This is a genomic window from Skermanella mucosa (assembly GCF_016765655.2).
GTDB lineage: Bacteria > Pseudomonadota > Alphaproteobacteria > Azospirillales > Azospirillaceae > Skermanella > Skermanella mucosa.
Genome location: NZ_CP086106.1, coordinates 1,827,427 through 1,841,109 on the forward strand (window position 1 = coordinate 1,827,427; position 13,683 = coordinate 1,841,109).

The 13,683-nt window shown below is 66.1% G+C and carries 14 protein-coding genes; 6 read left to right on the top strand and 8 right to left on the bottom strand.

Annotation, left to right across the window (positions count from 1 at the left end; translation table 11 throughout):
* The first annotated feature begins 14 nt into the window (after positions 1–14).
* Positions 15–1,109 (top strand): protein phosphatase CheZ, encoded by a 1,095-nt coding sequence (locus JL100_RS08255; RefSeq protein ID WP_228421138.1) that lies wholly within the window; start codon positions 15–17, stop codon positions 1,107–1,109.
* A 142-nt stretch (positions 1,110–1,251) separates the two neighbouring features.
* The gene (locus JL100_RS08260) at positions 1,252–2,022 is read left to right on the top strand and encodes a protein phosphatase CheZ (RefSeq protein WP_228421139.1); all 771 of its coding nucleotides are present in this window, start codon (positions 1,252–1,254) and stop codon (positions 2,020–2,022) included.
* A gap of 23 nt (positions 2,023–2,045) precedes the next feature.
* Here JL100_RS08260 and JL100_RS08265 read toward each other — a convergent pair whose 3' ends face one another.
* The 8 genes from JL100_RS08265 to JL100_RS08300 all read right to left on the bottom strand — a co-directional run bounded on the left by JL100_RS08265 (position 2,046) and on the right by JL100_RS08300 (position 9,964).
* On the bottom strand, positions 2,046–2,297 hold the full coding sequence (locus JL100_RS08265; protein ID WP_202682521.1) for a DUF4351 domain-containing protein: 252 nt from the start codon (positions 2,295–2,297) through the stop codon (positions 2,046–2,048).
* Between the two features lie 130 nt (positions 2,298–2,427).
* A complete protein-coding gene (locus JL100_RS08270) occupies positions 2,428–3,417 on the bottom strand; it encodes an Rpn family recombination-promoting nuclease/putative transposase (protein ID WP_202682520.1) in 990 nt (329 codons plus the stop codon).
* A gap of 93 nt (positions 3,418–3,510) precedes the next feature.
* Positions 3,511–4,206: an urea ABC transporter ATP-binding subunit UrtE gene (urtE, locus tag JL100_RS08275; RefSeq protein WP_202682519.1), complete on the bottom strand. Its 696-nt coding sequence runs from the start codon at positions 4,204–4,206 to the stop codon at positions 3,511–3,513.
* A gap of 4 nt (positions 4,207–4,210) precedes the next feature.
* Positions 4,211–5,032, bottom strand: a complete 822-nt coding sequence (gene urtD / locus JL100_RS08280) for an urea ABC transporter ATP-binding protein UrtD (protein ID WP_202682518.1) — start codon at positions 5,030–5,032, stop codon at positions 4,211–4,213.
* Positions 5,007–6,167, bottom strand: a complete 1,161-nt coding sequence (urtC, locus tag JL100_RS08285; protein ID WP_202682517.1) for an urea ABC transporter permease subunit UrtC — start codon at positions 6,165–6,167, stop codon at positions 5,007–5,009. The genes urtD and urtC overlap by 26 nt, the downstream gene beginning before the upstream one ends.
* Positions 6,168–6,171: 4 nt before the next feature.
* Positions 6,172–7,878, bottom strand: a complete 1,707-nt coding sequence (gene urtB, locus JL100_RS08290; RefSeq protein WP_228421140.1) for an urea ABC transporter permease subunit UrtB — start codon at positions 7,876–7,878, stop codon at positions 6,172–6,174.
* A gap of 85 nt (positions 7,879–7,963) precedes the next feature.
* Positions 7,964–9,262 (bottom strand): urea ABC transporter substrate-binding protein, encoded by a 1,299-nt coding sequence (urtA, locus tag JL100_RS08295; protein WP_202682516.1) that lies wholly within the window; start codon positions 9,260–9,262, stop codon positions 7,964–7,966.
* A 273-nt stretch (positions 9,263–9,535) separates the two neighbouring features.
* The gene (locus tag JL100_RS08300) at positions 9,536–9,964 is read right to left on the bottom strand and encodes a CBS domain-containing protein (RefSeq protein WP_202682515.1); all 429 of its coding nucleotides are present in this window, start codon (positions 9,962–9,964) and stop codon (positions 9,536–9,538) included.
* Positions 9,965–10,234: 270 nt separating this feature from the next.
* Here JL100_RS08300 and JL100_RS08305 point away from each other — a divergent pair, with 270 nt between their 5' ends.
* From JL100_RS08305 to JL100_RS08320, 4 genes are all read left to right on the top strand, one after another.
* Positions 10,235–10,840: a MotA/TolQ/ExbB proton channel family protein gene (locus JL100_RS08305; RefSeq protein WP_228421141.1), complete on the top strand. Its 606-nt coding sequence runs from the start codon at positions 10,235–10,237 to the stop codon at positions 10,838–10,840.
* On the top strand, positions 10,824–11,438 hold the full coding sequence (locus JL100_RS08310) for a hypothetical protein (protein ID WP_202682514.1): 615 nt from the start codon (positions 10,824–10,826) through the stop codon (positions 11,436–11,438). The genes JL100_RS08305 and JL100_RS08310 overlap by 17 nt, the downstream gene beginning before the upstream one ends.
* 57 nt (positions 11,439–11,495) lie before the next feature.
* Positions 11,496–12,017 (top strand): hypothetical protein, encoded by a 522-nt coding sequence (locus JL100_RS08315; RefSeq protein ID WP_202682513.1) that lies wholly within the window; start codon positions 11,496–11,498, stop codon positions 12,015–12,017.
* Between the two features lie 103 nt (positions 12,018–12,120).
* The gene (locus JL100_RS08320; protein ID WP_202682512.1) at positions 12,121–13,659 is read left to right on the top strand and encodes an ATP-binding protein; all 1,539 of its coding nucleotides are present in this window, start codon (positions 12,121–12,123) and stop codon (positions 13,657–13,659) included.
* Positions 13,660–13,683: the final 24 nt, after the last annotated feature.

The window sequence follows — 13,683 nt, forward strand, 5'->3', positions numbered from 1 at the left end:
TGGTGGACAAGCTGGTGCAGCTCACCGAAGACGAGTTCGAGCATATCGAGGATACCGTCGCGCGCACCGCGAAGGGTCGTGCCTTTCTGCGGCGCTACGCCCAGCGTGCTCAGGGCGGCGTGGCGGACGATATCCGGATCATGCTCGAACAGATGCGGTGCCTGCTGACCCATGGCGTCCCGATCTCCGGCGGAGCGTCGCATCTCGAGGTGCTGCGGCGCGAACTGCTGGAGATGGCCGGCTCGATCGAAAAGGCCCGCCGCGAAGTCGCGGCGCTCCAGCCCCCGGACAGCGGCAACAACAAGATCCTGTCGGCGACGAACGAGTTGGACGCCATCGTCTCGGCGACCGAGCGCGCGTCGTTCGACATCCTCAATTCCGCCGAACGCCTGATGGACCTGGGCGCCAAGCTGCGCAAGGGCGGTGCCGATCCGGATCTCTGCACCGAGGTCGAGTCGGAGGTGATGAACATCTTCACCGCCTGCTCCTTCCAGGATCTGACCGGGCAGCGTACGAGCAAGGTGGTGAACGCCTTGCGTTATATCGAGCAGCGCGTCAACGCGATGATCGCGATCTGGGGCGTGGAGGGCGTGAAGCCCGCCGACGAGGTGCCCGACGTCTTCGTCGACAAGCGTCCCGATGCGCATCTGCTGAACGGCCCGGCCTTGGACGGGCAGGGCGTCAGCCAGTCGGACGTGGACGCCCTGTTCGCCGATCCGCCGCCCGCACCGGCTCCGCCGCCGAAGCCCGCCAAGGCGGCGGCGCCGGTTCCGGCGCCATCTCCGCCGGCCCCGGTTCCGCAGCCATCTCCGCCGCCCCGGGCCGCCGCTCCCGCTCCGCCGAAAGCCCCCCGCAAGGCGGAAAAGGCTCCGCCGAAGCCGAAAGCCGCGGCCAAGCCGGCTCCGCCGCCCGTCGAAAAGGTGACCAGCCCGCCGCCGCCTCCGCCTCCGGCGCTGGAACCGGTGCCTGTCGTAGCGGCGCCTCCTCCTCCCCCACCGCCGCCACCTCCTCCTCCTCCGACGCCACCGCCGGCTCCACCCCCGCCAGCTGCGGCACCCGCGCCCAAGGCGGCGCTGGATCAGTCCGCGATCGACGCCCTGTTCGGCTGAGAGCGCGTCACGAGGCGAACATACCGGATTGTGCGGGTTCAATCGATTTTAACGAAATGCCCGTAATCTGATCGCCGGGCGCCACAGATCATGGTCCCTGGCGCTACGCCGCGGACAATCGGAATTGGAAGAGGGGCAGGGAATGATGGTCGATACTACCGGGCGAAGCGCGCGCAAGCCTTTCATGGCCGAATTGCAGCAAGCCCGGCGGGCTGTGTCGCCCGGTTCCTCGCAGGCGGAGCCGGCGGGCTTTATCGCTCCTCTCTCGCCGGATGCGAGCCTGCCCGCCGGTCCGATTTCGGTCGAGGTCGACCATACCCCCGTCCTTCGATCAATCGCGGAGCTTCATGCGAAGTTCGACCGATTCATGAGCAGCGACCGGACCGACATCGAGCAGATCCAGGTGGAGATCGCCGATATTTCCGGCCGGATCAAGGCGACCAAGGCGGAAATGGCCGCACTCCGCCATCCTCTCGCCAGCGAGGACAAGTTTCAGCAGGCATCGGAGGAGCTGAGCGCAGTGGTCAGCGCCACGGAGGCGGCGACCAACACGATCATCTCCTGCACGGAGGAGATCGAGGAGATCGTCCATGAACTGAGGGCGCAGCTGCCCGACGGCTATCAGTCGAGCCGCGTCAACGACATGAACGAGATGATCGTCCGCATCTTCGAAGCCTGCAATTTCCAGGATCTGACGGGCCAGCGCATCACCAAGGTCGTCCGCGCACTCTCCTTCATCGAGGAGCGGGTGGATGCCATGATGGGCGTCTGGCACAAGCGCGAGTTCGAGACCATGCCGCTGCCCCCCGGTATCGCCGCCAAGGACGGCGACCTGGAACTCCATGGGCCGAACAAGGTGGATCCCAACAAGGGCATGATCAGCCAAGCGGATATCGACGCGCTGTTCGGGTGATCCCTGGAGCAGTCAGCAGCCCGTCAGTTGTTCCTGCGCGGCGCGAAGACCGCTTCCAAGCTCGCTGCGTCGAGGATACGGTCGGCCCACAGGTTCAGATCGTCGTCGGATGCCTTGAGCACGCGCTGAAGAGTGGTCTCCGGCAAGTTTCCGAAGCGTCGGCGGAGTTGGCGCAGCAGGATCTCGGCTTTGCCTTCTGCTTTTCCCTCCGCCTTGCCCTCCGCATGGCCCTCGGTCTTTCCCTGGACCCTGCCGATCTGGATGCCTTCGGCCATCCACTGTTCCGACGCGATGGACATGCTCCTCTCCTCCTGGCCCGGCAGGATCTCTCCGAGCATCCCGCTCAGCAGTCTTCGAAATCCGCTACACTGCAGAAGCTATCAACATTGGCGGAGCAGCCGTCCGTCAATTGGTTCTGCGCGGCGCGAAGACCTCCTCCAGGTTCGACGCATCGAGGATGCGGTCGGCCCACAGGTTCAGATCGTCGTCGGATGCCTTGAGCACGTGCTGGACCGTGATCTCCGGCACGGTTCCAAAGCGGCGGCGAAGCTGGCGCAACAGGATCTCCGCCTTGCCCTCTGCCTTACCCTGGACTTTGCCGATCTGGATGCCTTCGGCCATCCACTGTTCCGACGCGATCGACATGACCCTCTCCTCCTGTCCCGGCAGGATTTCTCCGAGCACCTCGCTCAGCAGCCCCGGCGGTATCTCGTTGGGCTCGGCGACAATGTAGCGCACGAGGGTTATCAAGTCATCGACGCTGAGGGCCGCCGCCGCACGGCCGAGCGTCAGCAGCTTGGTCCGCAGGTCGCCGCCGGCATCGCCATGTTTCAGGATCAGCAATCCTATCCGTAACGCCTTCTGGCGCGACAGGACGGCGTCGTCGATCCGGCCCAGGTCTGCGAGCGAGTATCTGAAATCCAGCACATGCGGCCGCAGCGCCTCGTCGTCGAAATCGAGCCCCTCGGCGAAGGTGAGCGGCACCTGCCACTCGGACCTTCCGTGATAGACTACCAGCGGCATGATCAGCGGCAGGCGCCGGTGCCCACCGTCCGCCGTCGTCCCCTCGTTCCGCAGCCACCATTCCCAGATCCGGACCATGTATACCAGGAGCTGCAGACCGATGCCGGGATCGGGCGAGGACTTGTGCTCGACCAGGACGAAGATGAAGGCGTGCCGGCCGTCCCGGGTGCTGACCCGGTACAGGCGGTCGGCCCGGTACTCCCGCAGTTCGCCATCGACGAACGAAGTGTTCACCAGCTCCGGCGCTTCCGGCCCGAGCCGCTCGGCGACCTCGGCCGGCAAGCGTTCCTTCAGCAGCGCGCCGGCGGCGCCCGGCTGGTCGAGCAGGAGCTTGAAAAACTGGTCATGGCGCCGGGTGATGCGAGCGGACATGGGCGGGGTGCGACCGTATGCGAAGGGGCTCTCCCCATACGCGCGGAGGGGCCCGGTCCGCAAGCGGGCCGGGCATCCCGCCCTGCGGCATCTTCACACCGTCAGGTACCGCCTCACTTCAGTTTCCACCATGCCGGCCTTTGGGCCGGCCAGCACCACCTCGCCGCGGTCCATCACCGCGAAATGGTCGGCCAGATCGCGGGCGAACTCGAAATACTGTTCGACCAGCAGGATCGCCATGTCGCCGCGGTCGCCCAGCTTCCGGATCACCGCCTCGATCAGCTTGATGATCGAGGGCTGTATGCCTTCAGTCGGCTCGTCCAGGATCATCAGGCGCGGGCGGGTGACCAGGGCGCGGGCGATGGCGAGCTGCTGCTGCTGCCCGCCCGACAGGTCGCCGCCGCGCCGGTTCAGCATGGTCTTCAAGACGGGGAACAGCTCGAAGATCTCGTCCGGGATGGTTCGGTCCTTGCGGGGCAGGGGGGCGAAGCCGGTCTGGAGGTTCTCCAGCACGGACAGCCTGGGAAAGATCTCGCGGCCCTGCGGCACATAGGCGATGCCGCGTCGGGCGCGGTCGTGCGGTGCCAGGCGGGCGATGTCCTGGCCTTCCCACAGGATCCGGCCATGGCGGATCGGCTCCAGCCCCAGCACCGCGCGCAGGAGGCTGGTCTTGCCGACGCCGTTGCGGCCGAGCAGGCAGGTGACCGCGCCCTTCGGAGCGTTCAGCCCGACCCGGCGCAGGATATGGCTGGCGCCGTAATAGAGGTCCACGTCTTCGACGGTCAGCATGGTTTCAGCGCCCCAGATAGACTTCGATGACGCGATGGTCGGCCTGCACGGTGTCGATCGATCCTTCGGCCAGGACCGATCCCTCGTGCAGGACCGTCACCTTGGCGCCGAGCGCCCGAACGAACTCCATGTCGTGCTCGACCACCACGATGGAACGCTCCCGCGCGATGTCGAGCAGCAGGCGGGCGGTCGTCTCGGTCTCGTGGTCGGTCATGCCCGCGACGGGCTCGTCCAGCAGCAGGAGCTGGCCTTCCTGCATCAGCAGCATGCCGATTTCCAGCCACTGCTTCTGGCCGTGGCTGAGGGCGCCGGCCTTCTCGGTCCGCCGGTCGCCCAGCCCGATCACGCCCAGGATCTCGTCGATCCGGCGGGCCTGCCCCCCGGTCAGGTGGAAGAACAGGGTGGCGAAGGTGCCGCGGTCGGTCTTCAACGCGAGTTCCAGGTTCTCGAACACGGTCAGGTGCTCGAACACCGTGGGTTTCTGGAACTTGCGGCCGATGCCCAGGTTGGCGATGGCGGCCTCGTCCAGCCTTGTCAGGTCGACATTGCCGTTGAACAGCACGTCGCCGGTGTTCGGCTTGGTCTTGCCGGTGATGACGTCCATCATGGTCGTCTTGCCGGCGCCGTTCGGGCCGATGATGGTGCGCATCTCGCCTTTGTCGATCACCAGGCTCAGGCTGTTCAGTGCCTTGAAACCGTCGAAGCTGACCGACACGCCGTCCAGGTACAGGATGGACCCGGCCGGCTGGCGGGCGGTGCGGACCGGCGTCGCCTCGACCGGCAGGACCAGTTCAGCGGCGTCAGGCGCCGTGCTTGCTCGCAGCATTGCCGCCGACCTCCTTGGGTGCCGAAGTGGATTTGAGGGCGATCCTGTCCCTGACCTGGCCCGCCAGGCCGACGATGCCGCGCGGCAGGAACAGGGTGCAGACGATGAACAGGGCGCCCAGGAAGAACAGCCAGAATTCCGGCGCCGCGCCGGTGAAGAAGCTCTTGGCGCCGTTGACCGTGAAGGCGCCCAGGATGGCGCCGAACAGCGTGCCGCGCCCGCCGACCGCGACCCACACCGCGATCTCGATCGAGTTGCCGGGCGAGAACTCCGACGGGTTGATGATGCCGACCTGCGGCACGTACAGCGCCCCGGCGATGCCGGCCAGCATGGCGGATACGGTGAACACGAACAGCTTGGCGTTGGTCACCGAATAGCCCAGGAAACGCACCCGGCTCTCCGCGTCGCGGATCGCCATGAGCACCCGGCCCAGCTTGGACGTGACGATGAAGCGGCTGACCAGATAGCCCAGCGCCAGCACCAGGGCGGAGGCGACGTAGAGTCCGATCCGGGTGCCCCGGTCCTGGATGTTGTAGCCCAGGATCTCCTTGAAGTCGGTCAGGCCGTTGTTCCCGCCGAAGCCCATCTCGTTGCGGAAGAAGGCCAGCATCAGGGCGAACACCATCGCCTGGGTGATGATCGAGAAATAGACGCCGGTGATCCGGGACCGGAAGGTCAGCCAGCCCAGCGCGAAGGCCAGCAGGCCGGGCACCGCCATCACCATCAGCATGGCGAACCAGAACTGGTCGAAGCCCCACCAGTACCAGGGCAGCTCGCTCCAGTTCAGGAACACCATGAAGTCGGGAACCTCCGCGTTGCCGTAGACGCCGCGGTCGCCGATCTGGCGCATCAGGTACATGCCCATGCAGTAGCCGCCGAGCGCGAAGAACGCGCCGTGGCCCAGGCTGAGCGCCCCGGCATAGCCCCAGATCAGGTCCAGGCTGAGGGCGAGCAGGGCGAAGCAAAGATACTTGCCGAGCAGGCTCAGCATGTATGTCGGCACATGGAAGGGGCTCTCCGGCGGCAGCGCCAGGTTCAGCACCGGCACCAGCACGACGGTCAGCACCAGGAGGATCAGGAAGACCTGCCAGCCCCGGCGGGATTCCAGGGTCGCGAGACGCGACATCAGCAGCATGGCTTCAGGCCTCCGCGGCGCGGCCCTTGAGCGCGAACAGGCCGCGCGGGCGCTTCTGGATGAACAGGATGATGAAGACGAGGATCAGGATCTTGCCGAGCATGGCACCGGCATAGGGCTCCAGGAACTTGTTGAAGATGCCCAGCGTCATGGCGCCCGCCAGTACGCCCCACAGGCTGCCGACCCCACCGAACACGACCACCATGAAGCTGTCCACGATGTAGCCCTGGCCCAGGTTGGGGCTGACATTGCCGATCTGGCTGAGCGCTACTCCGGCCACCCCGGCAATGCCGGAGCCGAGGCCGAAGGTCAGGGCGTCGACCCAGCCGGTGCGGATGCCCATGGCCGACGCCATGTTCCGGTTCTGCGTCACCGCGCGCATCTGCAGGCCGAAGGGGGTGTAGCGCAGCAACGCCGCCAAGCCCGCCAGCACCGCGAAGGCGAACAGGATGATGGCGATGCGGTTGTAGGTCAGCACCATGCCGGGCATGGCTTCCCAGGCGCCCGTCATCCAGCCGGGATTGGAGACCTCCTTGTTCGGGGCGCCGAAGATCGCCCGGACCGCCTGCTGAAGCATCAGGCTGATGCCCCAGGTCGCCAGCAGCGTTTCCAGCGGCCTGCCGTACAGGAATCGGATGATGCCGCGCTCCATCACGACGCCGACGGCGCCCGCCACCAGGAACGCGGCCGGGATCGAGAGGATCAGGTAGAGGCCGAAGAAGTCGGCGGGGATCCATTCGCGGAACAACTGCTGCACCACCACCGTGGTGTAGGCGCCCAGCATGATCATCTCGCCGTGGGCCATGTTGATCACGCCCATCACGCCGAAGGTGATGGCGAGGCCGATCGCGGCGAGCAGCAGGACCGAGCCCAGGCTGATCCCCTGGAACAGGTTGAGCGCCAGTTCTGTCATAGCGAGGCGGCTGTCGATCCGGTCGAGCAGGTCGGCTGCGGCGGCGCGCACCCGGGCATCCGGTTCGGCGAAGGTGCCGTCGGCGTTGACGGCGGCCAGCGGAGTCACCAGGGCCCGCACCTCGGGCGTCAACCGCTGGGACAGGTCGTTGACCGCGGCCAGCCGCTCCGCCGCGTCGGGGCTGCCCAGGCTCATCTTGGCGAAGGTCAGCGCCATGGCGGCGCGAACGTCCTCGACCGTCTCCCGGTCCAGCGCCTCGCGAAGCAGCGCCGCCGCTTCGGGCGTGCGGTCCTTGGCCATGGTCTCGGCGGCGGCGAGCCGCTTGGCCGGATCCGGGTTGTTGATCTGGAGCCGGCCGATGGCGCCGGCCAGGGCGCTGCGTAGCGCGTTGTTCACGTTGATGCGGGTCAGGTCGCGGCTGGACGCGGTTCCCAGTGCCTCGCCGGTGACGGCGTCGGTCAGGGCGATGTCGCGTCCGGCGCTTCCGATCACCAGCCGGCCGTCGTCCTTGCGCGTATAGAGACGATTCTCCGACATGGCTTGCAGGACCGGCGTCGCGCGGTCGTCACCCAGCAGCGCCAGCGCTTCGATGGCCCCGACCTTCTCGGCGAATCCCGGGGCCGCCAGTCCCGCGACCGTGTCGCCATACTCGTCCGCCCAGGCGGATGGGGCGGCGAAGGCGCCGAGCGCGGTGCCGAAACCCGCGAGCCCGCAAACCACCAGGGCGGCCAGCATAACGGCATGAAGGCCGCGCAGGACCCGGGCGGCCGTCGCAAGGCATGAATTCAAAATGGTCAAGGAGCTTTCCCCCGGCGTGCGGCCCGCTATGGGCCAGATGGCCTTCCTCCGGAACGGGTCCGGAGGAAGGCCACGGGACGGGCTGTTACTTGGCGTAGGCGCTGAACTTGGGATCGGTGCAGTTGCCGCAGACCCAGGGGAAGGTCCAGTCGGCCGTCAGCTTGGCGGACTCGGGGATGTAGGGGCTCCAGGCGGCGCCCTTGATCGCCTCGTCGGTCTGCGACACGATCGAGAACTGTCCGTCGGCCTGGATCTCGCCGATCATCACCGGCTTGGACAGGTGATGGTTGGTGTTCATAACGACGTCGTAGCCGCTGGGGCTGCGCACCTTCTGGCCGTACATGGCTTGGCGGACGGCGTTCACATCAGTGGTGCCGGCCTGCAGGACGGCCTGGGTCCACATCTTGAAGCCGATATAGTGGGCTTCCATCGGGTCGTTGGTGACGCGCTTCTCGTTCTTGGTGAAACCGTGCCACTGCTTGATGAAGGCGGCGTTCTCCGGGGTGTCCACCGACATGAAGTAGTTCCAGGCGGCGAGGTGGCCGACCAGGTTGGACGTGTCGATGCCGGCCAGTTCCTCCTCGCCGACCGAGAAGGCCACCACCGGGATGTCGGTCGCCTTGATGCCCTGGTTGGCCAGTTCCTTGTAGAACGGCACGTTGGCGTCGCCGTTGATGGTCGAGACGACGGCGGTCTTCTTGCCGGCCGAAGCGAACTTCTTGATGTCGGCCACGATGGTCTGCCAGTCGGAATGGCCGAACGGCGTGTAGTTGATCATGATGTCGTCCTTGGCGACACCCTTGGAGATCAGGAACGCTTCGAGGATCTTGTTGGTGGTGCGCGGATAGACGTAGTCGGTGCCGGCCAGGACCCAGCGCTTGACCTCGCCGCCTTCGGGACCCATCAGGTACTCGACCGCCGGGATCGCCTGCTGGTTCGGCGCGGCACCGGTGTAGAACACGTTGCGCGAGGACTCCTCGCCCTCGTACTGGACGGGATAGAACAGCAGGCCGTTCTTCTCCTCGAAGACCGGGAGCACGGACTTGCGGCTGACCGAGGTCCAGCAGCCGAACACGGCGGCGACCTTGTCCTTCTCGATCAGCTCGCGCGCCTTCTCCGCGAACAGCGGCCAGTTGGAGGCGGGATCGACCACCACGGCCTCGACCGGCCGGCCCAGCAGGCCACCCTTCTTGTTGAGGTCGTCCACCATCATCATGATGGTGTCCTTCAGCGTCGTCTCGCTGATCGCCATCGTTCCCGACAGGGAGTGGAGCACGCCGACCTTGATGGGGTCCGCCGCCTGGGCCACCCCGGCAAGCAGTGCCGAAACCGCGACGGCGCAGCCCAGCGCCGCAGACTTGATGCCGCTTTTGAACAGTCCCATGCTCTCGCCTCTAACTTTTTCGTGTTTAAAGCCCGGCGGGGCATGAGCAATTTCGGGGCCAGAGAGGGTAGGGCGGAGCACACTACGGCATTGCTCGGCCGAAGGGCAGGTACGACGAAGGGGTTGCCTCCGTGCATTGCCCAAGATTTAGGCGGAAGTTTAAATTGGTGGCAAAGAATAATGGATTTATGCGATGAGCATGCAATTTTCAAAGCGTGAATGCGCGGCGGCGAAAGATCATGTCCTTCGCCGCCGCTTCGGTCGGGCACGAAGTCAGCCGTTGGACGGGGAACTGGAGATATCCTGAACCGTCTGCCCGACGACATCGTCGTCGTTCGTCCGGGCCGCGAGGTCGCCCAGCGAGACCACGCCGACGAGTCGCTTGTCACTGTTCAGCACGGGCAGCCGGCGAATGTCGTTCTCCGCCATCAGTTCCGCGGCCTCGCTGCTGTCCTGGTCTTCCATGCAGTAGACCAGCTTGTCGGACATGGCCTCCCGGACGCGGGTGACCTTGGGGTCGTGCCCTTCCGCCACCGCTCGGACGGTGATGTCGCGGTCCGTCAGGGTGCCGACCAGGCGGTCGTCCTCGCCGACCGGCAGGAAGCCGGTATCGACATCGCGCATTTTTTGGGCGGCGTCCCGTAGCAGAGTGTCGGGATGGACGAGTTCGACCTCCGTGGTCATGATGTCCCGGATCTTCATCGTCATCTCCTTTCAGGCCTGATGCCTCTGGTCTGCCGAGAACCGGACCCCCTCGGCGAAAGTTCCCGTTCGCCGCGCCCCCTTCCACATGCCGATCGGTCCCACCAAGGCCACAGGAACTTTCCCCGGGGCATTCCGTTGCACACCTGACGGTCCAGGTCGACTTTCCGATCGGGCGGACAGACCGCGGCATTCGAACCGCGAAGACCACTCCCGACTCCCCGAGAGACCGCGCCGTTGCCTCAGTTCCAATGATGGAAGGGGTTGCGCATGCACCACTGGCTGTTGTGGAGCCGGTTCGTCGCCTTGAACATGGTCGGCGTCGCCGGGCTATTTCTCGTCTGGGTGAATGGGTGGGTGGAGCGGGTGCTGGTGGCGGACAGCAGCCGGATCAGCGTACTTATCTTCCTGCTGTTCGTCGTGGGCCTCCTGGCCAGCGCCTGGCGCATCAACAAGGTGACCCAGGAACTCGACAATCTCCGCACCGGCAATACGCCGGTGTCCGAAGGCGGGCGGCTCGCGACATACCGCCGAGCCCTGGAAACCGGCGGGGCCAGCGCCACGCGCGCGCTCGAACTGCGACTCTTCTCCCGCATCGCCTTCATCCGGCACATCGCCAATGCCCTCGTTCTGCTCGGGCTGGTCGGCACGGTGGTCGGCTTCATCATGGCGCTGGGACAGGTGAACGCGGCCAACGCCAGCGACGTCAACGCCATCGGCGGCATCGTCGGCACCCTGATCGAAGGCATGGGGGTGGCACTCTACACCACCTTGGTCGGGTCCGTCCTCAACCTGTGGCTGGCGGCGAACTACCAGCTCCTGGCCACCGGCACGGCGAACCTCGCCGCCGCGTTGATCGATGCCGGCCATGCATGACCCATGGGATCCCGGAGACGACAGCGGAACGGTATTCCGAGACGTCATCCTGCTGGCCCTGGCGGGCTTCATGTTCGTCACCGTGCTGCTGCTTCCCCACATCAATCCCAAGGGCAAGGAATCGGAAGGCTCGACCGATCCGCCGGGCAACGTGATCGCCGAGCTGCGCTGGGACGACAAGCTGCGCACCGACGTCGACCTGTGGGTGCAGGCACCGGGAGACGTTCCGGTGGGATACTCCAACAAGAGTGGCCTGATCTTCAACCTGCTGCGCGACGATCTCGGCAGCCATGCCGACCCGACGGAAGTCAATTTCGAGACGTCGTTCAGCCGGGGCATTCCTCCGGGCGAGTATACGGTGAATGTCCACTTGTTCCGAAATCTGGAAAACACATACCCTATCAATGTGCGGGTCGTGGTGAGGGTAAAGTCCGACAACGAGGCCGGGGCGCGGCCCATTGCGGCGACAACTGTCAGGTTGGATCGTGAAGGTCAGGAACTGACCGCCTTCCGGTTCCGTTTGACTGAAAAAGGCGAACTAGTGCCCAACAGCCTGAACAGCGTCTTCAAACCGCTGCGTTCGGCCAAGACATTTTAAATAAAAGAGGCTTGCTTGAGACGCTGAACCGACATCCGACTTCGTCAGGAACCCGCCATGGAAAACTTGACCTACCTGTTCGTCTTCGTTGCTGCCGTCAGTTTGATGCTTGTCTTGGTAGCGCTGCGCTGGACCCATTCGCGCCTCGCAAGGGCGCTGATCCTGGCCCTCTTCGCCCTGCTTCTGCCCGCGGCCTATGCCGCCCCGGCTTCCCTGCTCGGACGGGCCAAGCCGGTCAGCCTCGAATGGCTCGGCGCCCACGTAAAGGAAGCCTCCATCCTCAGCGCGTCCTATGTGGAGGGCGAGGCCATCTACCTGACCCTCCAATGGGGCCAGGTCCCCAACCTCTATCGTATCCCCTGGGATCGCGATGCGGCGGAACAGCTCCAGCAGGCCATGCGGGACGCGCAGCGCGATGGCAGCACGGCGATGATGCGCCTGCCGTTCGAACCCAGCTGGGACAGGAACGAACCGAGGTTCTATGCGCTGCCCCAGCCCAAGATGCAGGAGAAGCAGGAACCCGGCGGCGGCGGTGGTGGTGGCGGGATCGAGTACCGGCGCCCCGGCCAAGCGGCCTGACCCGACGCTTTCCATCGGCATAATCCGATGCTGTGCATCCTCCGGATGCGTGCTAGGCTGATCCGGTTAGGACCGGCAACCAGCATCGTTCGATATCATGCAGATGGATTATGAGAGCGCCGCGGAGGCACCACCGCTCACTCGCCGAACGCTCGTCGGGTTGCTGGATCTGGCTGCCTATGTCATGGGAGCGCCTGCCGCCATTCTCTGCCTGGACGGCGCCGGTTCGCTCTCCGTGGCGGCCTGCGCCGGCATCGAGGAGGAGGCGGTGGAGGCGCTGGGTCCGGATCTGGCGGCACTCCGCGACCGCCTGGATGTCTCTGGCCTGCTGATCGGCCCGCAGCCGCTCGCCGGCGGGGCCGCCACGGGTCTGCAGGTGCTGGCCGGTGCCGCCATCGTCGGGCCGGACCGGGAAAGGTTGGGCAGCCTATGGCTCTGCGGGTCTTCCGGCAAGATCGACTCGGACCGGCGGGGGACGGAGGGCCTGCGCCGGATCGCCGGGCTGATCGGTACGGAGATCGCGGAGCAGGTCGCCATGGATGGACGGCTGGCGGCCGCCCGGGCGGAAGCGGAGCGGGCGACGCGGTCGAAGTCGCGGTTCCTGTCCGCAGCCAACCATGACCTGCGCCAGCCCTACCAGGCGATCCACCTGTTCCTGCACCTGCTGCAGACCAAGCTCTCCGATCCGGGCCAGCAGTCGCTGGTGACCCGCATCCAGGAAGCGGTGCAGTCGAGCGAAGTTCTTATGACGTCGTTGCTGGAATTGTCCACGCTCGACGCCGGGACCGTGCGTCCGGCCGTGGGCCGGATCGGTGTCGGCGAAATCCTCGAGAGGATGATCCGGGAGTTCGAGCCGGCAGCCCTGGCCAAGGGATTGCGGCTGCGCTACGTGCCATGCACCGCCGCCGTCGTCACGGACCCGGTGCTGCTGGAGCGGATGCTTCGGCATCTGATCGGCAACGCGGTCCGCTTCACGGCCAAGGGCAGCATCATGATCGGCTGCCGGCGGCGCGGCGACCGTCTCCGCGTCGAGGTCTGGGATACCGGTCCGGGCATCGCGGAAGACAAGAGGGCGGCCGTCTTCGAGGAGTTCGTCCAGATCGCAGCGGCCGGGCCGCGCGACCGGGGACGCGGGCTCGGCCTCGGGCTGGCGATCGTGGAGCGGACCGCCCGGCTGCTCGGCCACGGCATCGACGTCCGTTCGACGGTAGGCAGGGGATCCGTGTTCACGATCTCGATGCGCCGTGCCGGGCGTGGCGCCGATGCGGCGGCGGCGGGTCCGGTTTCGGTTCTGGTCATCGGCGGCGACCCCGTCCAGGTGACGGCGCTGCGGGTCATGCTGGAAAGCTGGAATTGTACGGTCACCACCGTGGCGGTGCCGGAGAAAGCCGGCGCCGCGGCGGATCTCGTGATCGCCGAGCTTCGGCCGGGGAGCGGCGGCAACGGCCTGGAAACGGTCGATCTGGTGCGCCGGCGCTCCGGGCGGGCGATCCCCGCCATCGTGGTTTCCGGCGACGGCGGGCCGGAGCGGGTGAAGCTGCTGGGAGATGCCGACGTCTCCGTGCTGCTGAGACCGTTCGGTCCGGACCATCTGAAAAGCGTGATGGAAGCCGCCCTGATGCGCCCGATCGGACCCCGGTGATCAATTGCGCGTGAAACAATCCAT